Below are 23267 nucleotides of genomic sequence, written 5' to 3' on the forward strand. Positions count from 1 at the left end.
ACTTGTTGGATAAACTCCGGCTCGAGCTTTTTTTCTTAGAGTATCGGGTCTGTAACCAACGATTTCACTCGCGATTTTTAGTGGGAGTACACTTGATTCTTCATAATTCATAATTAGCGTCTCAGTTTTAAATAGGAACATTACTCAGCTTGATCATAGGAAGAGTTAAATGTCATATGTCATCGTAACTTTTTGCGTTAACTTGCTGATAAATATAATGCTAAGACATTTTTTTGTAGAAAATTGGAGATAAGAAACCAATAATCGCTACATGAACTTTATTTACGAAATTGATGTGATTTTATGGGTATTATAATGCGGGTGAAAAGTAGGATTGATCGATGTGAAGTTAATAATTGTATGAGGTGTAAATTGTCTATCACTAGACAAAGAACGATATGAAAGGCCCACTTTAGCTTCGATTGAAGAGTCCAGAAAGATTATTAGCAAACCAAACCCAATAGCAACTGACTCATCTATGCCCTTTCTGTGTGAGCTCCAATTAAATCCTCTCTCAAAAGAGCCATGCCTGACTTAGTTTTCTTCATATCGGTAATGTATCTAGACGTATGCTACTTATTGCTCGATAAATGATGGAATCAATAATAGTATCGCCACCACTACGTGGTGAATAGAATGCATTAAATAGCCCAGGTGAACAGGTGCCTAGCCACGGAACACTCGTTGGCATAAGCAACCTCTTTGGAAGTCCTGGCTAGGATGTGTGACACTTGGTGACAGATAGGCAGGACAATTTGTTAAGCCTCACCGTGAGCATTACGAATATTCTCTTAAAATATCCCAGACCGAAAAAGATGATCTTAGAGATTAAGTTTATCGATCAATTTTGTTGCATGTGAATAAGTATAACCAACTATGTTTTCTTTACTCGTGTCGATCATAGAAGCCGATAGATACGGCTCTACATCAATAGAATCTAAAATAGACGACGAGGAACTAGTTCGTGTCTCTTCACGTTGCAAGTAACAAATCGCGGCATGAATACGCATTAATCGATTGGTAAATGCCGCCTTGGACGATTTCCATGAAGAGCTGTTCGTACTTTTTGGATACGCTTAAACGAATAAAATCATCACACGCCAATTTTTTTTGGTAATAGAGCAGCTCCAGCTCTTCTCTATCCGCAATATCTTTCAGCGAAGCAAAGTGCAGCGCTTTGCGAAGTAGACTACGCAGTTCTTTTTCGTCACGGGAATGAAAGTCCGAGCGATTAAACAGCAATTTGTAGAGGTCAATACGTTCTTTGGCCATGAGCTCCTCACTTAGACACAGTGCGTCGTTCAATTTTGGACAAAGACATTTGTCTGGCGAGTTCCGCAAAACCTAATGCGACCGCTTTATCATGATCGGGCACGGCTGTTGTACCAACATTAACGCGATAGCGACGGCATGGGGCATGGTGTGGTAGAGAATTGGTGTTCATAGGTACTCCTAGTTTGGGTGTTGTGGTCGAAAAGTATGCAGTGAGTATGCAGGCCAATAAGATTAAAAATCGAAGATAAGAGGACAACTTTGCTTCATTTGCGATCTGGACTTGGTGAAAGGCAGTTGATAGGCAGTTGATAGGCAGTTGAAAGCCGGTTGAAAGGCAGTTGAAAGGCTGTTGAGCTAAAAGTCTTCATCAAACCCTAAGCGTGCAATAGGTTGAAAGCTGTTGATAGGCAGTAGATAGGCAGTTGAGAGGCAGTTGAGAGGCTGTTGAAAGGCTGTTGGATGGCAAATATCGCAGTATCGCTGAACATGTCTTTTGAATGATATTGAGCCAAGTAACTGTAAATACAAATAAATATCCCATTTCATTTTGAATGTGAATAATAAGTGCATAAAATTGCGTTATCGGCATGGTGAATAATAACCATATAGAACAAGGTGATAGATGGAAGGTGTAAAACTTAGAATGATAGTCATGACGTTAATTGGTATCGCGTAATGGTCATTTTGGCTTAGTGCGACTCGCTCGAATAAATAGAGTAAGTTTATCAATGAGATAGGTTTTAGTAATTATCGTAGGCTGATGGCTTAAGCCCGTTAATTGGTATCGGACAATGGGAAAAAAAATAGTGAAATCCGACTAAGAATATTAATTAGATATATATCAAATGGATAGCGTAAGTAAGAGCGTTCTTCAAGTGGGTTAGATCGCCGTTAATTGGTATCGAGTTACACGCTAAATGTAGAGGTCTAAAAGCCTAGAATCACCAAGTGAAATGAAATCAATACCTTGAGGTATATATGGATTGTTGAATACTGAAGTTTTTTTCCGTTAATTGGTATCTGTTAACGAAGAACCCCCTAAAAGAGCCAAATTTGTATGGAATGGTATCGCACTACATGAGCGTTACCAACGGATTAGTATTAGGACTCACAACGAACGTGTCAATTACCCTTGGCCACTCGGCCTTGAGGCAATGTGCATAAACAGCGCTAATAAGAAGTCATCGTCAGCTGAGCATAAACCTTGGCCTTGCGGACCGTGAGCCTGTGACGGGTAACGTCAGAGGGAAAAGATCCATCGGCATCCTACCGCCGGTGACAAGTCTGGTCGATGCGGCCTTGAGCATGAACGAAGAGAACTAAAATCCAATCAAATGATCCCTCTCGACTCGCGAGGTTGTGGCCTGGCGACTGCCACTGCACGGTGGCCTTGATGTACAGGCTGGGGGAACCCTATCAATGACTCGTCAACAAATAGCAATAATCATAGGCGTGCGACGAATGAGCGTGAAATAAGGCAAACGTCGACAATCAAATTAAAGCTGACTCATGTCGACAGGCATCATCAATTTTTGCTTTCCTTTGGCGAAGGGTGACTCGTAATCATCGCCGGCTCATTATTTCCTCCTTTTATTCATGACATTTAACACTCATCGATACGCTCTGTGAGCGTTCCTGTTACCGTGAAAGCGCCTAAATACGCCGTGACATTACCAATGGGCCTTGCCGCTGTTCTGGGCCCGTTCAGTAGTTAAGGGGGCATTTCTGTCCGCTTATCTACGATTTTGATTAAATTTATTCGTCATGATTAGTGTCATCAGTGCATTAAGGAGTGACGAATGATGAACGAGCCCGTGTTTGAAGCAGAGCGATATCATGCTGCATTAGAGAAGAATCTTTCTGAACGGATAGCGGTGACTGAACATTGCCATGTCCTGCTTGATGAGATTGTCCTGGCTATGAGGCAGTTCTATCAAACACCGATTCAAGGCGAAAATAGAAAAATCATAGAAAGAAACCACAATTTAAAGAGAAACAAGTTTGCTGGTTATATGCGTACTAAATTGGGCATGAAAACCAATAACCATTCTGATCAGTGGCCAGATATCATGTGCCAAACATTGTCTTGTCGTGATTACAAACGTGACGCCCATGGTCGAGTGAAGAGTTTTTACAACGTGAGTCCGGCACAGGTTAAGGCGATGCAAAAAATGAGTTTCATAGTAAGAAAGCCCAGCTCAAAGAAGTATGATTCTTTTTATACCACCCCGCTGACCTGGCTAATTTCCAAACTGAATTTGAACAGGCCTGCTACCAGCAGCTCTATTATTCGGTGCTATGGAAAGTACGGGAATACGAATCCTATCGAATGTTTTATGGCGCGCTTATTGACGCAGACCGTCATTTCCTCGCGGGAATAACTCAGTGGTATGGCGACAACGACCGGTACCTACACCGCCGTACCGTTGGCACCTTGCAAGAACGCCTCGTTGCATTGAAACCCGAATTTCAAGAAGTACTCGATCAGTGCCAGGTCGCCTATGAAACGCTGGCTACCTTCGGTCGATATCAACCTGCTTAGATTCTTACTGAGCCTACTAGCTAAGGAGCTCCATATGGCAGCGTTTGTCCAAAGAAGAAAAGCCCTGCATTACGCGTTGGATTGTTAGTCTGAAACGATCCATGTATTTCTCAGCTATAACGGTAATAAAGTGGTTGGTGCGTTGCAACGTATCGCCTGCTTCGCAAACAGAATATACATCCTGAAAACTCGAGTTTACTAGTCCTGATAGCGACACACATATCATCGAGGTGACTGTGGTGGGTGACTGATTTCGGCTTACCGATTAGGGGCTTTGCTATACCTCAGGTAATTCGTTAAGTGCTAATTTAGCCAGACCTGTAAAATAGTTTGTGTCCAAATCAGTGCCAGCACACTTACTCCTGACACGAAGGCAACCACGTTAACTATTTCATTGTTTTCGATTAAGCTATAGTGAGTTCTGGTTTATAAAACACTTTTTCTACCGCTTTTTCCATACCTAAGATTAGGAAGATAAGGCCAAAGAAAACAACCACCCCGTTAATGTAACCTTCCATTACTACCGAGCTTCCAAAAAACGCGGCGATGATGCCCATTGTGACAAATTTACCGCCAACCAATGAGATGTAAGAGGTTATACCTCGGCCAATTTTATGGATTTTCGCCGAACCTCTTTCCTGCCACTTACTTGCTGTGAAGGCTTCTAACCAAATAAAGAAACTCAAACACGCTTGCATTAGAATACCAACAAGAATTGCAACTTGAACGCTGCTCACTGTGAACCAAGACCAAAAGTGGTTTGCCGTAAATACAGCAGTGATACCAATAACTGATTTAGCAATAAATGGGATATTTGATTTCATAGTGTCTCTCTTAGTTAGATAAACTGGGATGACTGAAGTCTGCGTTTTGTGCTCCTCAGCGAATGAAAATGATTCTACGGATTCGCCAAACTAGCACTTGCCATTTTACGCCACCTAAGGATGATAAGTGCTTCGTAAAAACGTGGAGTCCATTAAGATCTGCTGTCGGGTAACTGTGGTAAAGTGAAGCGCTGCGTAGATGAAAGTGCATGAATGTGAAGTGTAAGGGATAACCACAAAGGAGCTTTTTAAGTGGACTCACAAGACTTTAAGATCCCGGTGATTCAGACGAACTACGCCAAAATCTTGGTACAAGTGTGTACTGACTTTGGGTTGGACTTGCATAAGCTCCTAGAGGAGTCAGGGCTGCCTGCTGACTTGATGCAGTCAGATAGTGAGTTCATTCCCTCCGATTCGATCAAACGACTTATTTTTCTCTGTTCTACGCAGTTGGGTGTGAGTAGCTTTGTCGACATCTTGAAACTGTCGATTGGGCAAAGAATACTTCCGGTCATTCTTCATCAATTTGCTCAATATTTGACGATTGGCGATGCACTCAATGACATTGAGCGTATTTTTCGTATCGATACCCCAAGCAGTAATGTCTTCATCGTTAATGAATATGGGCAGACTTGGTTCGGTGTTAACTCTATCGGAAAAGGCAGTCCTCATTATCAATGGTCAGAGTCTTTCGCGATCGTTTACATTACGCAGTTAATGACCGCGTTACTCAATAAAGATTGGCTACCTGATTCGGTTAAAATTCAAAGTAGTGAGGCCGACATCGTTAAACAGGTTATCCCGAAAAGTTGTCGTTTGTTTGTTGAGCATGACTTTACCGCCGTTAGAATCCCCAATGAATTATTGAGCCACCCCATCTCATTAAGCTCTGCCGCTTTGAGTGATAAACCCTCTTTGGTTGAATGGCATACAAGCTTTACGGACAATGTTTTTGAGGTATTGAAGCCCTACGTGCGAGAGCGTGACTTATCGATTGAATATGCGGCTGAGTTACTGGGCTACTCAGTGCGTACGTTACAAAGAAAACTGACCCATGAAAAAACCTCTTTTCGCAAAATTAGAGATAACTTGGTGTTTTCGGTCGCCTGTGAGTTGATTGAAGAACAGCACTCTCTTACCTATGTTGCGAGTCAATTGGGTTATTCTGATTTAGCGCATTTCTCTCGTGCTTTTAAAAGAGTTTCAGGGCTTACACCAAACCTTTATAAGGCGACGGTAACGAAGCCTATTGAAAATTAAAGCCTGAGTGGTTATAAGCATGAATTGACTTTATTTCGTCTTCGTATAAGTCCTTATGTTTAATATTGAATGCGATCTGACTCATTCCTATAAATAACACATTAGTCATAACTTATTGTTTGTAAGTTGCTTTCTTGTCTCTTTAGATAAGGTGTTTATATATTTATCCTTGTGTTTATTTTGGTTTTATATTGTTTGATGGAACTCAAGATAATAATCATTATGTAATGGAAATGTCCGGGTTTTTAATATTTGCAAGGGCATCACAATTACTGTGGCACGCTATATAAAACACTACTGTCTAGTGTTAGTTTTTACTAAAATTAGTCAACAGAGATAAGGTAGTACTGTGAATAAAAATGTAATCGCAATATCTTTATTTGGATCGCTTGCTATTGGCGGCGCAGCCAATGCTGTCGAGAGTGAGCGTTCTTCTGGCCAACAAAACCGCCCGATTGATCTCGTCATAAACCTTGGTTTGCAAGTCAACTACGCGTCATGTACGCCTCGTGAATTAATGGAATATCGCGTTGATCGTGTTCACGAAGTCGCTCAATCTCTACCGAACCCGGTTATTATGGCGACGGGTAAAGGTAACCCAACCTCTGTTGAAACTTGTGTTGAACAAGGCGGCCTTACTGAAGCTGCCGCTATTCAACTTATCTTAAAAGAAAAATACGATTGGCCAGAAGAAGAGGTCATTTTAGAAGAGATTTCGACAACAACGTATCAGAATGCCGAACAGGCCATTAAAATTGTAGATGCAATGATTGAAGAGGGGACTCGTATTCGTTCAATGCACCTCGTTTCGAGTCATTATCATATTTACCGTGGCAATATAGATGGAAGCGACGGCTCTGCAATCCGCGATTTTAACCACTTCTTTGGTGAGGGTACGTTTGATAACGATAACAGCTACACATCAAGTGCATTCGCAGGTGATGCCATGTGGGGAGACTCATTTGTGGCTGGTGAATGGACGCCAGCGAATAGCCAAGTCTACCTAGCCGACGTTAACGGCAATGGTCGCGCTGATATCGTTGGCTTCAAAGGAAGTGAAGTCTATGTTTCGGAATCAAAGAATAATCGATTCCAAAAGAAAAAGATTTGGGCTTCTAATTACACGCCTAACCACGCACAAGGCTGGAACGAAGAGATGACTCGTCTTGTGGGAGACGTTAACGGTAATGGCAAATCTGAGCTCATTGCACTAACGACTGACGGTGTGTATGTTTCTGAATCAAAAGGCAATAAATTCGGCGAGATGGTTCTGTGGGGTGATGACTTCTCAACGGATAACGGCTGGAACGCTTCTATTCATGACTTCATAGCGGTTGATGTCAACGGTAACGGCCTGACCGACTTAGCGGCGTTCGGTGATGATGGACTCTACGTTGCTTTTTCTGATGGTGAACAGTTTGCACCTGTGGTTAAAGTGAGTGAAAACTTTGGTTTAGATTCCGTGATTGAAAATGATGGTTCAAACCGTATTTTCCGTGGTGAGTTAGAGATGACCAATCGACTACTGGCTGACGTGAATGGCGACGGGCAAGCGGATGTGGTTGTTTACGGAAGAAGTGGTATTTACGCATCGCTTCAAAATGAAGATGGAACGTTTGAACAGCAAGTAAGCTGGCTTGATAACGATCATGGTGAAGGCGATAGATTGGACTTCCTTGGCTGGCAAAATAGCCGTTATTTGAAGACGGCGATTGATATGACGGGTAACGGTCGTGCCGATCTTGCTAACGTTGGAAATCGAGACTTACTGGTTGCTCACTCTAACGGTGATCGATTTGAATACTTGGGTGGTGTAACTGCAGTTTATACTCTTGATGGGCGAATCCCTGAGATTGCTGAACAATGGAATAATTTTGCTTACCAAGCAGGTTGGACAAGTGAGAGTCACTTCCGATTGCTAGGAGATGTGACGGGCAATGGTCTGCCAGATCTCGTGGGCTTCAATGATGAAGGTATTGTTGTAAGTTTGAATGAGAACAGATAACAATATCTAACGATCTAAAGACAAAACTCCGTTAGGACAGGTATATCCTTATAAAAAGGCTCTAAGAATTAATTCTTAGAGCCTTTTTCTCATTTTGATCATATCAATCAGACAGCTTTAACGTGTAGTGGATAAGGGGATTTGGCCAACTACATCTAGGCTGGCCGCATGGTTGCAATACTAGAAGTAATCCGAAAAGTTAGATGCTCCTTAGAGCGTAACTCGGGGTTGTCCATTTATGAGTTTTGGCTCAAGGAAAGGAGTAAGTAAGATAACTTTGAAATACATTTCGCAATGGGTAGGTAAAAGGAAAGACTTGACCATCATTGGTTCAATATGTGTAAAAAACCCCATGGTGCGGCATTTAGATCTTTCTCTGTAGTCGCTCAAGACGCCTTTCAATGATTTAGAGAAGATAGTATCCAAACCTTCAACTCATAGCTTGATTCTGTAGAAAATGTGGTTCCAATCTTCAATGGTACAAACTCAATGCCTCTGTTAACACAGGGAAAGTGTCATTTAATCTTGGCTTAGTGAAGTTCAGCTAAAACCTGAAGAGGAAGTGCACTATTTCGAGGATGAGAAGTCGACGTGGTATCTAGATCAGCACTAAGAAACGAATACGTTCTTATATCTTTGACTAGAACAGTGACTGTTGGCATTTTCAGATTGGCTCCCCGCTAAGCAAGTTAGAATCTTTCCTTCCTTTCTTTAATTTTACTTAAATTGGTCCGTTATATATGACAGACCAAGTTATTTGTATAAATGTTCGTTATTTCATTAAGTCGTTTTATAAGGCGTATCCTGAAATACAATGTTGACGTCTTTCTCATTACTTTATTTTTGGTTACTTCACCTAACAATATAGACAAAATGAATTGGTATTTTCGTTTAAGATACGAAGTCACTTGTCTAAACTAACTGAAAAATCAGTATGTTAACATTCCCACTAGTACGGTCGGAAAGTTAGTGTTTATATGGGATTTTATCAATGGAAATGCAAACTAGTCACTCACAAAAACACTCTTGGTTTCGTCTCGTATTAGCTCTGTGTTTGTTCGCAGTTCCTGTTGATGTTGCTGCAAGCATCCCGCTCTTTGGCATCCAATACGATTCTGCTTTAGGAGTGACAGGCAGTTACGGTGGTTCGCTTGGTCAGAGTGCTTCTTCCGGATATAAAGGACCATATTTAGAAGCCAGTATTGGTAAATATGGCCAAGGTCTAGATCTAGGCTTCGGTGAAGGGTTATTTCCTAAAATGAGTTATGGGGCTAGCGTATCGTATAAGCATATCTCAAGTAGCAGCAGTGATTTTAAAAAAGACAACTACCTAGGTATATCCGGCCGTTTTGGAATTATTGGCATGTTAGTTAAGGTAGGTGCTTATCAAGGATTAGAGTTGGATGAACAGAAAGTCAGCTTTTCCGTTGGTATTGGATTTTAATTTATATAGCTCTTGCCTGAAGCCGTTACAGTCGGTGCCGAGTCAGAACACGCTGTTCTTACTCGCCTTTGTCCATTTCTTTCCAACTACAATCGTGATGACCAAAAAAAGAAGGAGGTCATCATGGTGGTTTTCAACAAAACAAAACGAAGTGGCGTCAAAAAGCCTTTTCGGCTTGAGGAAATTTGGCGGATCAGAACCAGGTTAGAGATTGAAAATAGTTTGATGCAGCTTGCGCTACTTAACTTAGCTATTGATAGCAAACTTAGAGCGAGTGACTTGCTCTCGCTCAGAGTTTGCGATGTATCTTCGCAAGATAGGATATTTAGTCGTGTTAAGCATATTCAGCGAAAAACAGACATTGAAGTTCAATTTGAAATAACGACAAGAACTCAACAAAGTCTAATGAAATGGATTTTAATTTCTTCGCTAAACGCCAGCGATTTTCTTTTTCCAAGCAAAAGGCGAAAGCAACAACCAATTAGCTATTCGTACTATAGATACCTAGTCAGAAAGTGGGCGTCAGATCTTGGGTTGGATTCTAACCTGTATGGCACTCACTCAATGAGGCGAACCAAAGCGACATTGGTCTATGCAAAAACGAAAAATATTCGAGCGGTGCAGCTTTTACTGGGACACACAAAGGTAGATAACACGATTCGCTATCTTGGTGTTGAATTAGAAGACGCATTGTTACTTTCAGAAGGCACTGATTGTTAGTCGAAAGGAACTCTATTTCTTAGGGTTTCAATTAGCTACTATTCTGACAAGCTGTTGCTCCAAGGCGAGTTTAGGGGGAAAGGGGGCCCGAATTCTAATCAGTAGTTTTCATTAGCAGATCTTATCTATCACCCTAACTTTGCGGCCAATATAGCTTGTTCATTACAGGGCAAGTTTGGTTAATCACAACAGTTATCTAAGTCCTTTACAAGCACCAATGACAATCGTTCATTCTAGAGCCAAATTTAATACGAATCTGGAAAATGCACATAATATGATCTGATTAATACATCTAATCAGATCATATTATGATTTGATTCTTTGAGGGAAACGAATCATAATGTGATTTGATTATGGCAGTATTACGAATCAAGGAACTCCTATGTGGATCTGGAAAAACAACGATTGGCCTAACTTCAATTGGGACAAAGCGACTGTTGAGCCATTGGTTAGGCGAACTCGATTAAATCAGGGCATCTTATTGGGGAAAATGCTTAGCCATTCACAAGATGACAAAGAATGCATGCTCGATACTCTACTGGCCAACATCGTTCATTCAAGCGCTATTGAAGGTGAAAAATTGAATGCATTCTCAGTGCGCTCGTCACTTGCGAGTAAGCTAGGACTTACTGAAGAGCGACCGTTCCCAACGACTGAGCAAACAGACGGCCTCGCAGAAATAATGCTAGATGCCGTGGATAATCTAGATATAAAACTAACCCTTGAGCGTATCTTAGTTTGGCATGAACGGTTATTTCCAGAAGGTTATACGATGTTCAATCCTGTCGTTGGTGGCCAACTGAGGGGGGATACGCCGATGCAAGTTGTCTCTGGTCGGTTAGATAAACCCGTGATCCATTTTGAAGCACCAGGACGCGACGTTTTAGATCAAGAATTAGAGCAATTTATTGAGTGGTTTAACAGCTCAAAAGGTGACACCTCGCTTGACCCATTAGTTCGCGCCGCGATAACACATCTGTGGTTTGTGACGATACACCCGCTGGCTGATGGTAATGGACGTATAACACGTTTATTGACAGATTTAGCGCTGGCACAAGCAGAGGAGCAATCTGTCCGCTTCTACGCAATGTCTGTGAGTATATTGGCGAAGCGAAAAAGCTACTATGAAATACTTGAGAGAACTCAGAAAGGGGGGGTAGACATAACTCATTGGTTAGTTTGGTTCTTTGAGACGCTAAATGAAACGTTTGGTGAGGCATTAAAAGAAATTGACCAAACTGTTTTCAAAACAAATTTCTGGCGAAACGTAGATCAAACACTGCTGACCAATGAACAAGTAAAAGTGCTAAATAGATTGTTAGATGGTGACTTTACCGAAGGAGTAACAACGTCTCAATATCACAAGGTCGCAAAAGTCAGTAAACCGACAGCCACCCGCCATCTAAGGGTGCTTGTGGAGCAAGGGTGTTTAGAGAAATCAGGAGCAGGTAGAAGTACTCGGTACTTATTAAAGAGATAGACTCACTGCATGAGCGGTCAGTCTTCTCAACTTTACTATCTCGTTATTGCCCCGAAATCATCTAGCGTCCGAGTTTACTACATGCTAGTACTACTCAATTGACTTAAAATTTCTAATCGATGAAATGTCTCAATTAATGCATTGCTTCACTAAAAGCCTGATGCTCCAAGCTTCTAACGAGTTACAGAGCAAGACATCCCAGTGCCTTAGTTGGGATCTCATAGAACTAGTAACTAACTCATTGAACAAAATTCTACGGTGGCGCTTTTAACTAACCTAGCACACATCTGATTTTGGTCTAAAACCTGCCAACATAAGCTTGACCAATTAGGCTGTCGTCTTTGTTTTGGCACAGGTGATTAATTTTCTCTAATACCATTTCTCTGACCTCGCCGACGGTTCCTCTTATTGAGAGTAAGTTCGAGCCATGCGTGCTGTCGATGATCATAGCTTCGTTCGATAAAGTTTCGAGCATCACCTGGATCTCTTCCAATACTTCATATGGGTCAAGCAGTATAAAGTCGCTGTTGGTTACCTTACGAAACAGTGCGGTGCCTTCAATAGGAACTGTAGTGAGCAGCCCTAAGAAGTCAGGATTCATTTGGTTGATCAGCTCTGCTGTTGCCTTAGCGTGTTCCTTTGACTGAGGGCCACTGCCTCCAAGGCCAAGCATGACCATAGCAACAAGTGAAATACCAGCATTAACTATATTTTGACCTGCTTGTCGCATCTGCTCGACGTTAACCCCTTTACGCACATCTTTTAGTACGTCGTCTGAACCAGACTCGACGCCTAAGTACATCATCGTTAACCCCGCTTGCTTCAACTGGTTGAGCTCTTGTGCGGTTTTATCGAGTGTGCTTTGAGGAGCAGCATAGGTACTAACATGACGAAGTTTTGGAAATGCAGCTTTAAGCTCCGCTAGAATCTCCAAAAGCATGTCAGTAGGCAATGAAATTGCATCGCCATCACTAAGAAAGGCTTTCTCGACATTGCGCCCTAAAGCGGTTTTGGCCATTTGAATATCTTCTTTAAGCTCTTCGATGCTGCGAACTCTATAGCGTACGTCTTTGTACATCGCACAATATGTACAGCGATTATGTGAGCAGCCGATGGTGCATTGCAGAATGTAAGCGTCTTCCTCTGGTGGCGGGCGATAAATATTGCCTTCGTATCTCATAGTTAGCCTCTTAAATTGGTCGACTGCCTACCCGTGATATGGGTAGGCACAATAGTTTCGGTCTACTTAAGCAAATTCGCCTGCAGTATCCATAAGTAGGCCATTAAGGTCTGTAACTTCACGCATTGTTTGACCACCATGTTTCATGAATGCATCAATGATCAACGCTGTTTTTTGCTCTTTAGCACGTTCAAGGAAGTAGCGTAATTCTAGCTCAGCGCCTGCTGCTTCATCTTTTACTGAAGTGGCAATGATTTCCTTGTACATAACAATGTCACGAATTTCCAAACGAGCGAACATGCTTAGCGTTAGTGCTAGGAATGACTCAAGTTCTGCTTTTGGTACGAACTGAGTAATAATGTTTAGTTGCTCAGCTTGTTGAGCGGTAAAGTCATTACCAAGTAGTAAAGCTTGAAGAGCTTTACCTTTACCCATACGGCGTGCAAATTGCACAGCGCCTTGACCGCCAGTAGGAATATTAATGTTAAGCTCTGGTTGAGCAAATCGAGCATTTTCAGTGCCATATGATAGGTCACATGCCATTACGAATTCGTTACCGCCGCCACGAGCCACACCGTCAACAACCGCTACAGTTACCTGTTTCATTGCTTTGATGTTTTCGATCATGTGATTAAATTCAATACATGCTGCTTGTCCACCTTGAGTGCCATTGATGATATTCAGATCAAGGTGTGCAATGAAAAGTGCATCATTTAGTGATTCAAATACAACCACTTTTGTATCACGATCATCTTTTAGTGAAAGCACGTATTCATTCACTTCATTGATCAGATCAATCGTTAGAACGTTGACCGGTGAGTTGTTGATTGAAACTGTAGCGATGCCGTTTTGGTTTGAAACTGTAATCTTATTCATAATTGACTCCAAAAAAGTGATAAATTTGTTGGTCACTGGGGGAATACGTTTGCCCTCTTGACGATGTAGCTACTATATTTGTTTAGCTGGATGCGATAAATGCCACAATTGGAATTATATTGGTGCCATATATTCATCAATTGTTTTTTGTAGAGTTTGAGGTTTAGATGGATTTGTCTAGTCGTTTATTGATGCTACTTGATGTGGTGGAGTTAGGGTCGTTTGCAAAAGTAGCCGATAAGAAAAACGTGGATCGTTCAATGATCTCTAAGCAAATAGGGCGTCTAGAAGACGAGCTTGGAGTGCGCCTTCTAAATCGAACGACGCGCTCGCTATCGTTAACGACTGCAGGTGGTGAAGTCGTTAAGCAGGCAACGGAGCTACGCAATCTGCTCAACGATACACATCGGTTAGCACAAAATTATCACTCAGAACCAAGAGGGGTTTTGAAAATTACCAGTTCGATGATGTTTGGTCGCCAGTTCGTACAAGATGCGATTTCAATTTTTCAGTCACGCTACCCCGAAATTGAATGTGAGTTGAGACTAGACGACCGAGTTGTCGACATTGTGCAAGAAGGCTTTGATATTGGTTTTCGCATTGGTAAGCCTAAAAACTCTTCCTTGATTTCAAGAAAGATTGCAAGAAGTCGGCTATTGATTGTGGCCGCCCCAGACTTTATTGAAAAACACGGCCCCATTGATTCACTCGACAAGTTAGAGTCACTACCTGCCACTATTTATGCTAATAGTGGCCTTGTATTAAACAAGTTTGGTTATTATGACGAGTCAGGCACATTGCAGCATTTTCAATTGAATGCGGCTTATAAAGTGAATGATGTTGAAATGGTAGTTAAAAGTACCTTAAGTGGCAATACATTGGCTGTTGTTGCCGCTCAAATGATCAATGATGAAGTGCTTGAAGGGAAGCTTGTGCCTGTTATGACGGAATTACCACTGGAAGATTATGGCACTTTTTACGCGGTTTACCCCCACAGAGATGCGCCACGAAAAACCAAGCTATTCATAGATGTATTAAAGGCTATTGTCGGCGAGGACAAACCGATTTGGGACGCCAACATTCCCAACTTCAATGAGCTGTATAATAATTACAACCTTAGTAAATGAGTAATATAACGAAAAAATAGGCTGTTATTAATGTAATTCTATACCCACTTAATACATTATTGCTTGAGTGGTCCGCACCATCCAGACTGGACTCTTAGTTAAGTGCCAGTCCCATACTAGTTTTAATTCATGATTTGTTAATATTTTCTTTTCCGAAAATCATTTATGTCCAGAAGCGAGCTGACGGGGTATGAAACACGAAAATGCCCCTTTCCTTGTTTAACTCTTTCAACACACATTTCGCCCAAGCAATATTTGACTTACTTTTTCTTATGTAAGTGGCCAAATTTATGAGTGTAATAAACGGAATTAGTTTTATACGCTTTTACCCCCCCTTATAGAAACAGTTTTTCTATTGCATTATTTGTGTTGTAGCAATGACGCTACTCATTAGAAAGGAATCCAATTATGTCTGGATTTAAAGATGGCTATGAGCCGACTCAAGCTGACCTAGATAACCACTCTCAACAACTTGATCCTGAGCATGATGCTTATTGGCAATCACGCGGAGAAGATGATCGGCCAGAAGACTGGGAGGACAGACTATGAGCAATCCTAGACCAAACAATGGTCCAAGCACAACAGGCAAGCCATCAGGGAAGGGGCGGGGAAACAACCCACATAAAAGTAAATAGTTAGTAATAGATTAGCTGTCATAATTGGCAGCTTTCTATTTTACAAATGCTCTATGCTTGCTGTAAATAGTTACGATATCGGCAGATATTGTCACTTGTCACAATGTCGTCCCAATATGTCCACTTACCGCAGTCTCGTAACTTGTCTAAATAACGGCAACTATGAGCATAAATTAGCAAGTCTCTAACCTTTAGTTTTGTAAGAAAAATACCCAACACTTTGTTAGATGGAAGATCCTTGCCATTTCGCCACTTATTAAGCTTATTCTTCTGAGCTTCTTTTCTATGCTCTGTATCTTGATACAAACCCGTGATCGGAACTACTTTAGCCATCTTAGTAACACTTCCCTGTGCAATACTATGAATGAGTACATAATTGAGGAAGCATTGCCAATATGTGTCTTTTTTTTGATTCATAATTTCTTGCAGTACGACACGCCCTAAGGTTTCTTCTAGGGAAGAAAGGAAACCAAGATAGAAATCAAGTTCGAAACGCTCAATAGCGATCCCTTTTCTTGCATTAATATCCTCTATACTTACTCCAGAATTATATTGAGTTAACTTGGCTTTGAAATCTAGGTACACCTCTTTTCTCTCTTGTTCGGTGAGTCCTGTATAGCCCAAATAAAACCTGACGACCTCAAGACGTTGTACGCCATTAGCTTGAGGCCTAAGCATGGATTTAGCGTGAATATGGCAACGTTTATCTAAGTAATTTAGAACATAAATACTGCTATGATCTGGTGGTAAAAACTCTCTAAACTCATTCAGAATCAAGGTCCATGTTATATGTGAATCATGACTACCTATGGGGCTTTGCGGCCCTATAGTACGAGTAGCCCTGTTTTTGGAACTTACACTTTTAATAAGTAATGTCTCGAAGCGTTTCCATGACTCTTTCCCAACACCAGTAGTCATCATCTTATCTAGTGTGGAATCAGATAGAGTTAGGGGAATATTCGCAGCAACAGACAGAAACTTAGCTATTCTACGTGCGCTGATTGGTTTATGAAGGATGGCGGCTAGATTGAAAATGTTTGGTAAGAAACCAGTATCACCGCGCGGAAAGGTAAGTGTACGTCCCATAATTTATCCAAAATTCATTAAGTCGATATAAGTGTAATATATTTGTCGAGGACTGGATCTATGGGAGTCTAGTGGATGAATAAATTTGACCACTAGGCCAAAGGTTTTGTGATGCCGAAGGTAATCCATTAAATGTTAATTTAGGAAAGGCGCTGACTCGGTTTTATCCAGAGGTGTTACATATGGCATTTTATGAATTTTTTTATGCCCCTAAACGTTTTTGACATATGACATCGTCATATAATCGCTCTGCATCATTTGACCGGGCTCCCATAGTATTTCATTATGTGCATGGGTGACTATTGGAATAAGCTTTGCTAATGCCTATTAATTCGGTGGCTGTTCAATGTCAGAATAAATCTAACAATTACTATTGAGTGAATTTTATGGCTAGTGTGACTGTATATCTTCAAGAAAACCTTTCTACACTTTTACTTCAAAAGTCCTTAACTAATGATGATGAATTAGATACTTCGAGTGTGTTGGGGTTTGGTAGCTCATTGCTGAATAAAGCAAAAAAAGTAAAATCTGAAATATCAGCTAATGCAAACCTTGCGGACATTCACGTTGCTCCAGGTATTTCTGAAAGTGTCCTGAATGATGCGGTGGACAACTTTTCAATCGATAATCAGAATAAAATAAAACCGAGCAGCATTGTTGGTATTCTGGATTCTACCTTACTCAAAAACATCAAAGACGGTGTGCTTTTTACGGCAAAGGGGATTTTCTACAAGAAGCACTTCTCAGATAGTATTTTCATAGAGTTCGACCAGATTGAAAATGTTGTCCTCACTGGTGACACTGCAGAGGAACAATCTGTTTTACTACATTTGAAAGACGGGTCTCGAAAGCTACTTTCACTAGTTGCCGATTGTAACGTAGAAAAACTGGCAAAAGTATTAATGACTTGCGCGACCGAGTTCTCAGAGTATCAAGAAGAAAATGTACTTGTTGCATTGAATGACATGAGCGATGACGTTCGTGTAGCTTACACTAAGATCGTTATTAACATGGCTTACTATGATAATGAGATTGATGCAAAGGAACTTGCAGAGATTCTTAGATTGATGACACGCTTAGACTTTTCTCCAAGTAGTCGCCTCGCGGTACGCAGCTATCTATCATCGTCAGACGTACTAGAACAAACTCAAAGCTTGGTCGAATCTCTATCATCCTTTTGTACACCAATTGAGTTTAAAGCGCTTATGGTGTCACTATGTAAAGACTTAATGTACCTAAACTCAGTCACATCTAAATCTGAAGGTGATAAAGAGTATATCGTTACTTCTGACTTCCCGTTCTTCAATGATTACAAACATTTGTTTGATGTTTCGACCGATACGATAGATCTAATTTGTGCGGCAATAAGAATGGACTTCAAGCTGCTCAATGAAGACACTACTAACGAGCAAGTTGAGGCTGAAATGAAGAAGCTAGCAGCAAAAGCGACTGCTGTGGGTACTCCGATTGCAGCAGTTTACTTGTCTGGATCCGTCATAGGCCTTTCGGCTGCAGGTATGACTTCTGGTTTGGCTACTCTTGGTATGGGTGGCGTTCTTGGGCTTTCTAGTATGGCTACTGGGATTGGTGTTATTGTGCTAATTGGTGTCGGAACTTACGCTGGTGTTAAGAAACTCACTGGCGCTGATGAACTAAACAGCAATAAGCGTCGTGAGCTGATGTTAGTTTCAATAAACAAACAAACCCAAATAACGCTTTCTCAGTTAATGGAAGATATTGCATATATCACAGACAAACTTAATCAAACAATTTCAGGGCATGAAGAAACGAAGGTACTAGCCGGTAAGTTGATGATGACTCTCAAACAACTAACCTCAGCAGGTCAGGTACTTAATAAGTCCGCTGAAGCTACCGAAAAAGCAACTCTTCGTACACGTGTTCCAGCATCCATCGAGCGCGAGAAAGTAGAGAGTTTGACCTCGGATTACACGGCATCGACTATTCGTGATTTTATCCTTGGTTGCTATGTGCAACAAGAAAGTAAAGGTTGGCACTTACGAGATGACTTGAGCGTTAAAGAACTGGACTCTTTATCCGCTGCTATTGATCAAATAGGATACTACAACTTATCTGACATTGTCGTAGGAGCTGCAGGTCATAAAGCCTCTCAAGCGAAAACCGCAATTAAGGGTATGTTTCAGTGAGTAGTGACAGTAAAAATCATTTGCTAACAGAGCTTGGTAATGCGGCTAAAGTACAACAGCACCAGTTGAAAACTGGTGCCTCTCAGCTGTCAACGACCGACAACAAGCTTGATGAACTAAACGACGACCAAAACGCTTTGAATCAGGCTTTATTGGATGCAATCAGCCAAGCAGAAACAATGCTTGGTAATAACGATGAGTTAAGTGAGGTGTCAACAGTATCAGTTGATGAGCACTCAATTTATCAGTCTACTACGCCAATTCATACAGTGGAACAAATCGATTATATAAAGGTATCCAAAGCAGACTCATTGGAAGATATTCTTGAGTTAAATGATGCTTATGCTCAGCGTCAAAGCCTTAACTTAGACTCCGACCCTTACAAAGATTTAATGTCCGTATCAGAACGTATCGAATTTGAAAGATGGGTGAAGGAAGACTTCACATATCAGAATGCAAATTGTGATAAGTATGACTACTTTATTGCGTCCACATGCGGCTTGATTGGTGGCTTGATTGATATTTTCTTTGTCATTGCTCCTGGTGAAGGTCTTGCAGGGAAGTTCACCGATGAAATGACCAATAAAGCGGTAGAGAAGTTTGCTCAACTTAACGGATGGAAAGGTCCAAGAGAAGGCTCTGACCCAACCACAAGTGCGATCGGGTTTCTCGAGAGGAACTTTAAAATTAATTACGATCATCGTCATGGTGGTGACGTTGACCACTTGTTCAAAATGAGTACAAAAAACCATCACATTAAGAGTCTTGGTCACTCCCCTGATTTGGTCGGTTTGTTTTTCTCTATTTTGAATCAATTTACTAATACCGCGTCATTCATTGCAGGTGGGAAGTTGATCACTATCGATACAGATGAATTCGCGCTACAAGGCTCAGATTTTATTTCTAAAATATTTAGTGGCTTCACAAATTGGCTAGGACATCTGTTTTCAGATGTTGCCGGTTCGTCTGGAGCAGTAACGCGAGGCTCAGGTATCCCTATTCCATTTTTTAGCCTACTTCAGTTGTTTGACATTGGTGAGTTTGGTGAGCACAAACAGTCTTTTGCAACGATGGCAGTGAAAGTATTTGAACAAGGATATGATGCTCGCCACGGTGCTGCAATGGCGATACCGGTTGTAATAACGGAATTGCTGACTCGAATTATGTGGGTGGTGAAACGTCGTTTCTATCATGAGCAAGATTGGTCTGAGTGTATCCCAAGTGTATCTAATCCTGAATTGCGGCGTATGCTGTTGGTTTCTCATGGAACCCTATGTGCGGTAGATACTGTGGACGCAACATTGAAATCTGGAGGCACTGTTCTCGGGTTTATGAAACACGCTAACATCATTGCTTATGCTCGGTTTGGTGTACTTGCGGTTAAAGAAGTTAAGGCTTGGTACTTAGTTGGAAGACTTGAACCGGATAAAGTGGATGCTTACCTAGACCTAGAACTGGCAAAAATGGTCTAGGTCTTTCTCGTGAGGCGTCTAGTATGGCGCCTTAACCCCCCTCACAATCCTGGCAATGTGCAGTATGCTGAATTAGGTCACATGCTTAGAGGCTTTTCAATACGCTAAGTAATCCGTAGATTACTAATTTAGCAACTCATGTAACACGGAGTTGTATTATCGATATTCTGGTTCGGAGATTTAAGGTGCTCGAATGCATCAGTTAGCGTTGCACGTGCCAATTTAGGAAGCTCGTTCTCGGGGGGCAAGTATATCAGGTACTAGCCTCATTAACGAAGCGCGACCAACGGGGATGATCAACCCAATGCTCTCACATTCGATGAACCACTAAGATAGCTTGTTGCTCAGGGGATTTGACAGGAACAAAGCGAGTAGTAGGTCTTTGCACGTCTTCCCATATAGCGACCTCACCATTGAGGTATTATTTTCTTTGGTTCGATAGGGAGTGACATATTTAACCGCAATGATACGAGGATCATGCCCGAGTTTGCGTAATGTTCTTGCCCAATAATGTGCACCACCACACGCTTCGACACCTATTCGCATAGGTGGCATATTTGCTATTGTAGTCAGCAGTTTAGAGCGAGTGACTGATTTATGAAGTAAAAGTTTGTCATGCTGGTCAACAGCATGAATGCTGATGTGGTTTTTAGCTAAATCAATCCCGCAAAAATAAGAGTAATCAGACATGGTGCCTCCGGTGCAAATGTGTACAACTTAAGTGTGGCAGTTCCTCGAGAGGGGGGAATCCATGTCATTCGTTATACCCCTAAGGAGTTTTTGTGCGAGATCAGCTGAAAAATTTAACTGAAAAGGACTATTGGGTATACGGTATTTCAGAGTCAGACTTTGATCATGCACTAACCTTGGTAACAGAGATGATTCAAGCCAGAAATAAGCAATATGAAGTTGAAGCTGCCAAGGTAAGACAGGAAAGCCCTGATGTTGCCGAAGAGATTTTGGATGACGTTGCGTATTACAGATACACCGATAATCAATATCTCTGGCAATTTGCGTTATGGCGGTTACAGGGATTAATTGAGGCAGTAATCGCACATCAACTTGTTGAAACTCAAGGGGCAAAGAAACTGTTTGGTCTCAAAGCTAAGCTAGACTCTTTAACCGCTATTGGCTATACGATAACAGCCGAAGAAATAGAGGAGCTACTAAACTGGGCTAGTTTGCGGAACGCTATATCTCATGCTCCCCCAGAGCAGTATCGTCCAGCCCCACTCACGAAAGACGATATAGTTGAATATCATCAGTTCGTTAAAGGTCTCTATTTTAGGTGGAAATCTGAGAAATCAGCGATGTCCGTGGTATAACAAACGCTTCAGCCTGACTGCCGACCTGCGGCAATTTTGGTTCGGTTTGGGTTATGTGATTACGGTGGTCCGTTTGTATGCAGTGCAGTTGGCAGTAAGTTAAGCGGGCGTTATCCGCTCCAAAAATAAGTTTCAAATATTATAATTAAAGGTAAACAATACAATGTCAGATATAGTTGTTCGAGAAGATGTACAGTTACCATCGCTACCTAATACGGTACTTCCCGCTCTTACTGAGCTAACAACCTCATTGGGTATTCCTCGCAATGTTCTTGCTAGCGATGAAGAAATTGAATATGCATGGCGCGATTTACCACGAGAGCTAAGAGAGATCCCATCAGATCTACGTGGAGAGCTTGTGGCAAGAATGTGTGTTGCTGTAAGTACGGGATTATTTGATGGTGCAATGAACTACATTTGGAATGCCGCAATTTTACATTTGCGTCAAAAAATTCGAAATTTTGGGCTAGCGGTAGTCGCCCAAATCCGCCAAAGCGATTTTGAGGAGAAACACCTTTTAGAACTTCAAGATAGTCGGTTATTAGAGCTATGTCTGAAGCTAAATATAATCGATGAAGATGGGTATTTTTTCTTAGATCAATGCAGAGACGTAAGAAACAACTTTTCAGCAGCACACCCTACAATGGGGACAGTGAATGACCGAGAATTTACTACGTTCTTAAATCGCTGTGTGCGTTATGCATTAGCTGATTCAGCATCTCCAAGAGGAGTCGAAATTAGTGCATTTATCTCAGCAGTTAAAGGCGGAAGATTTAATGAGCAGCAATGTCAAATTTGGGCTCAAAGATTAAAAGACACTCACGATGCCCAACGTCAATTGTTGGTTTCGATGGTTCACGGAATTTATTGTGATTCAGCAACTAGTGAACCAGCTCGACTAAATGCTTTAGATATATGCTTTGGTTTAAAAGATACCCTTACTAGTTCAATTAAGTCCGAATTAATTAACCATCATACTGAGTATGTAGCGAAGGGCTTTGAAGAGAAGCATACAGCTTCGTTACAGTTTTTTGAAAAATTAGGTTACCTCGGTCTATTGAATGAATCGGAGCAGCATGCTGTATTTTCCAAAGCCACTACACGGTTGTGGAATGTACATAATGGTACAAATAACTTTTATAACGAACCTCCATTCGCTGAGCGCTTATTAGAACTGACCCAGCAAGGTGCAATTCCTGAAACTATGCAAGAAGTCTTAGTTCATGTTGTAGCATGTTGTGCTGTTGGTAATGGGTATGGTGTGTCTAATGCAGCCGTGCCTTATTACACCAAAATTATTGAAGGCTTCTCTCCTAGAGAAATAGCGACATTAATTCGTCTTTCAATGAATCGTAACTCAGACCTAGGGCGCAGACTGAGTAATTCTCCTGCATCTCTAAATCGTCTGAAACGAGCTCTTGAATTATTCGACCCTGCTAGTATTCCTAGTGGTGTAAAAACAGACTACGATACGCTTGTCAGATAAGCAGCTAACAAGCATTTAGGGTTTCAAGATACATTTTCTAATCGAATATGGTTAAGTTAGTGCAATAGCACTAACTTACTTCTGTCCAATTTCGATTTAGATAGACCGAAAAGATCTGATGACCATAAAGGTGTAACTTGCTGCTGTTTGTACAACAAGTAGATAGCCATTAGGTGCTAATGATTAATCATTAATTATTTGCCACGTGAAGAGAGTAGACATAGCTTACTGGTTAAGCTAACTGTTGGGTGCTCTACAATCGTTGCGTTTTAAATTGGAAGCGACCCAAGCTTTTTATCGTGCTCACTCTCTTTGATTTTTGTTGTCCTAAGTTAGCGAAATAGAGTTAGTGGCTAGTGATTAGT

At 41.4% G+C, this 23267-nt stretch carries 18 protein-coding genes and 1 pseudogene; 12 read left to right on the forward strand and 7 right to left on the reverse strand.

The window, feature by feature from the left end; translation table 11 throughout:
* Positions 1 to 972 precede the first annotated feature (972 nt).
* Entirely contained in the window at positions 973 to 1272 is a 300-nt protein-coding gene (locus L4C54_RS19655) for a hypothetical protein (protein WP_428809475.1), read from the reverse strand.
* Between the two features lie 7 nt (positions 1273 to 1279).
* On the reverse strand, positions 1280 to 1444 hold the full coding sequence (locus L4C54_RS19660; protein WP_428809476.1) for a hypothetical protein: 165 nt from the start codon (positions 1442 to 1444) through the stop codon (positions 1280 to 1282).
* Between the two features lie 1630 nt (positions 1445 to 3074).
* On the opposite strand from L4C54_RS19660, the gene L4C54_RS19665 reads away from it, so the two are divergent.
* Positions 3075 to 3656, forward strand: coding sequence for a hypothetical protein (locus L4C54_RS19665; protein WP_428809477.1), 582 nt, complete (start codon positions 3075 to 3077; stop codon positions 3654 to 3656).
* Between the two features lie 565 nt (positions 3657 to 4221).
* Here the strand turns inward: L4C54_RS19665 and L4C54_RS19670 are convergent.
* Positions 4222 to 4641 (reverse strand): hypothetical protein, encoded by a 420-nt coding sequence (locus tag L4C54_RS19670; protein WP_428809478.1) that lies wholly within the window; start codon positions 4639 to 4641, stop codon positions 4222 to 4224.
* Between the two features lie 252 nt (positions 4642 to 4893).
* On the opposite strand from L4C54_RS19670, the gene L4C54_RS19675 reads away from it, so the two are divergent.
* From L4C54_RS19675 to L4C54_RS19695, 5 genes are all read left to right on the forward strand, one after another.
* The gene (locus L4C54_RS19675; RefSeq protein WP_428809479.1) at positions 4894 to 5901 is read left to right on the forward strand and encodes an AraC family transcriptional regulator; all 1008 of its coding nucleotides are present in this window, start codon (positions 4894 to 4896) and stop codon (positions 5899 to 5901) included.
* Positions 5902 to 6250: 349 nt separating this feature from the next.
* Positions 6251 to 7906, forward strand: coding sequence for an ElyC/SanA/YdcF family protein (locus L4C54_RS19680; protein ID WP_428809480.1), 1656 nt, complete (start codon positions 6251 to 6253; stop codon positions 7904 to 7906).
* 991 nt (positions 7907 to 8897) lie between these two features.
* Complete coding sequence (locus tag L4C54_RS19685; protein WP_428809481.1) at positions 8898 to 9350, forward strand: hypothetical protein; 453 nt, start codon at positions 8898 to 8900, stop codon at positions 9348 to 9350.
* Between the two features lie 123 nt (positions 9351 to 9473).
* Positions 9474 to 10070: a tyrosine-type recombinase/integrase gene (locus L4C54_RS19690; protein ID WP_428809482.1), complete on the forward strand. Its 597-nt coding sequence runs from the start codon at positions 9474 to 9476 to the stop codon at positions 10068 to 10070.
* A gap of 382 nt (positions 10071 to 10452) precedes the next feature.
* Complete coding sequence (locus L4C54_RS19695) at positions 10453 to 11550, forward strand: Fic family protein (RefSeq protein WP_428809483.1); 1098 nt, start codon at positions 10453 to 10455, stop codon at positions 11548 to 11550.
* A 298-nt stretch (positions 11551 to 11848) separates the two neighbouring features.
* Here L4C54_RS19695 and L4C54_RS19700 read toward each other — a convergent pair whose 3' ends face one another.
* On the reverse strand, positions 11849 to 12730 hold the full coding sequence (locus L4C54_RS19700) for a radical SAM protein (protein WP_428809484.1): 882 nt from the start codon (positions 12728 to 12730) through the stop codon (positions 11849 to 11851).
* A gap of 66 nt (positions 12731 to 12796) precedes the next feature.
* Positions 12797 to 13606: an enoyl-CoA hydratase/isomerase family protein gene (locus L4C54_RS19705; protein ID WP_428809485.1), complete on the reverse strand. Its 810-nt coding sequence runs from the start codon at positions 13604 to 13606 to the stop codon at positions 12797 to 12799.
* Between the two features lie 167 nt (positions 13607 to 13773).
* Here L4C54_RS19705 and L4C54_RS19710 point away from each other — a divergent pair, with 167 nt between their 5' ends.
* On the forward strand, positions 13774 to 14733 hold the full coding sequence (locus L4C54_RS19710; RefSeq protein WP_428809486.1) for a LysR family transcriptional regulator: 960 nt from the start codon (positions 13774 to 13776) through the stop codon (positions 14731 to 14733).
* A 408-nt stretch (positions 14734 to 15141) separates the two neighbouring features.
* Positions 15142 to 15282 carry a hypothetical protein gene (locus L4C54_RS19715; RefSeq protein ID WP_428809487.1) on the forward strand — a complete coding sequence of 47 codons (141 nt, stop codon included), beginning with the start codon at positions 15142 to 15144 and terminating at the stop codon, positions 15280 to 15282.
* A 137-nt stretch (positions 15283 to 15419) separates the two neighbouring features.
* On the opposite strand, the gene L4C54_RS19720 is transcribed toward L4C54_RS19715, so the two are convergent.
* A complete protein-coding gene (locus L4C54_RS19720) occupies positions 15420 to 16454 on the reverse strand; it encodes a hypothetical protein (protein WP_428809488.1) in 1035 nt (344 codons plus the stop codon).
* Positions 16455 to 16840: 386 nt separating this feature from the next.
* On the opposite strand from L4C54_RS19720, the gene L4C54_RS19725 reads away from it, so the two are divergent.
* Together L4C54_RS19725 and L4C54_RS19730 are read left to right on the forward strand one after the other, a co-directional pair.
* A complete protein-coding gene (locus tag L4C54_RS19725) occupies positions 16841 to 18619 on the forward strand; it encodes a hypothetical protein (protein WP_428809489.1) in 1779 nt (592 codons plus the stop codon).
* Positions 18616 to 20091, forward strand: a complete 1476-nt coding sequence (locus L4C54_RS19730) for a hypothetical protein (RefSeq protein ID WP_428809490.1) — start codon at positions 18616 to 18618, stop codon at positions 20089 to 20091. Before L4C54_RS19725 ends, L4C54_RS19730 begins: the two co-directional genes overlap by 4 nt.
* A 134-nt stretch (positions 20092 to 20225) precedes the next feature.
* Here the strand turns inward: L4C54_RS19730 and L4C54_RS19735 are convergent.
* Positions 20226 to 20781: pseudogene (locus L4C54_RS19735) on the reverse strand (transposase); the annotation flags it as partial.
* Between the two features lie 92 nt (positions 20782 to 20873).
* On the opposite strand from L4C54_RS19735, the gene L4C54_RS19740 reads away from it, so the two are divergent.
* The gene (locus L4C54_RS19740) at positions 20874 to 21416 is read left to right on the forward strand and encodes a hypothetical protein (RefSeq protein WP_428809491.1); all 543 of its coding nucleotides are present in this window, start codon (positions 20874 to 20876) and stop codon (positions 21414 to 21416) included.
* A gap of 163 nt (positions 21417 to 21579) precedes the next feature.
* Positions 21580 to 22902 (forward strand): hypothetical protein, encoded by a 1323-nt coding sequence (locus L4C54_RS19745; protein WP_428809492.1) that lies wholly within the window; start codon positions 21580 to 21582, stop codon positions 22900 to 22902.
* The last annotated feature ends 365 nt before the right edge of the window (positions 22903 to 23267 follow it).

Source organism: Vibrio lamellibrachiae, from assembly GCF_050337265.1.
Lineage (GTDB): Bacteria > Pseudomonadota > Gammaproteobacteria > Enterobacterales > Vibrionaceae > Vibrio > Vibrio kyushuensis.

Coding starts and splice junctions, on each gene's coding strand:
- L4C54_RS19655 (WP_428809475.1), bottom strand. CDS start 1,272: ATGGCCAAAGAACGTATTGACCTCTACAAATTGCTGTTTAATCGCTCG.
- L4C54_RS19660 (WP_428809476.1), bottom strand. CDS start 1,444: ATGAACACCAATTCTCTACCACACCATGCCCCATGCCGTCGCTATCGC.
- L4C54_RS19665 (WP_428809477.1), top strand. CDS start 3,075: ATGATGAACGAGCCCGTGTTTGAAGCAGAGCGATATCATGCTGCATTA.
- L4C54_RS19670 (WP_428809478.1), bottom strand. CDS start 4,641: ATGAAATCAAATATCCCATTTATTGCTAAATCAGTTATTGGTATCACT.
- L4C54_RS19685 (WP_428809481.1), top strand. CDS start 8,898: ATGGAAATGCAAACTAGTCACTCACAAAAACACTCTTGGTTTCGTCTC.
- L4C54_RS19690 (WP_428809482.1), top strand. CDS start 9,474: ATGGTGGTTTTCAACAAAACAAAACGAAGTGGCGTCAAAAAGCCTTTT.
- L4C54_RS19695 (WP_428809483.1), top strand. CDS start 10,453: ATGTGGATCTGGAAAAACAACGATTGGCCTAACTTCAATTGGGACAAA.
- L4C54_RS19700 (WP_428809484.1), bottom strand. CDS start 12,730: ATGAGATACGAAGGCAATATTTATCGCCCGCCACCAGAGGAAGACGCT.
- L4C54_RS19705 (WP_428809485.1), bottom strand. CDS start 13,606: ATGAATAAGATTACAGTTTCAAACCAAAACGGCATCGCTACAGTTTCA.
- L4C54_RS19710 (WP_428809486.1), top strand. CDS start 13,774: ATGGATTTGTCTAGTCGTTTATTGATGCTACTTGATGTGGTGGAGTTA.
- L4C54_RS19715 (WP_428809487.1), top strand. CDS start 15,142: ATGTCTGGATTTAAAGATGGCTATGAGCCGACTCAAGCTGACCTAGAT.
- L4C54_RS19720 (WP_428809488.1), bottom strand. CDS start 16,454: ATGGGACGTACACTTACCTTTCCGCGCGGTGATACTGGTTTCTTACCA.
- L4C54_RS19725 (WP_428809489.1), top strand. CDS start 16,841: ATGGCTAGTGTGACTGTATATCTTCAAGAAAACCTTTCTACACTTTTA.
- L4C54_RS19745 (WP_428809492.1), top strand. CDS start 21,580: ATGTCAGATATAGTTGTTCGAGAAGATGTACAGTTACCATCGCTACCT.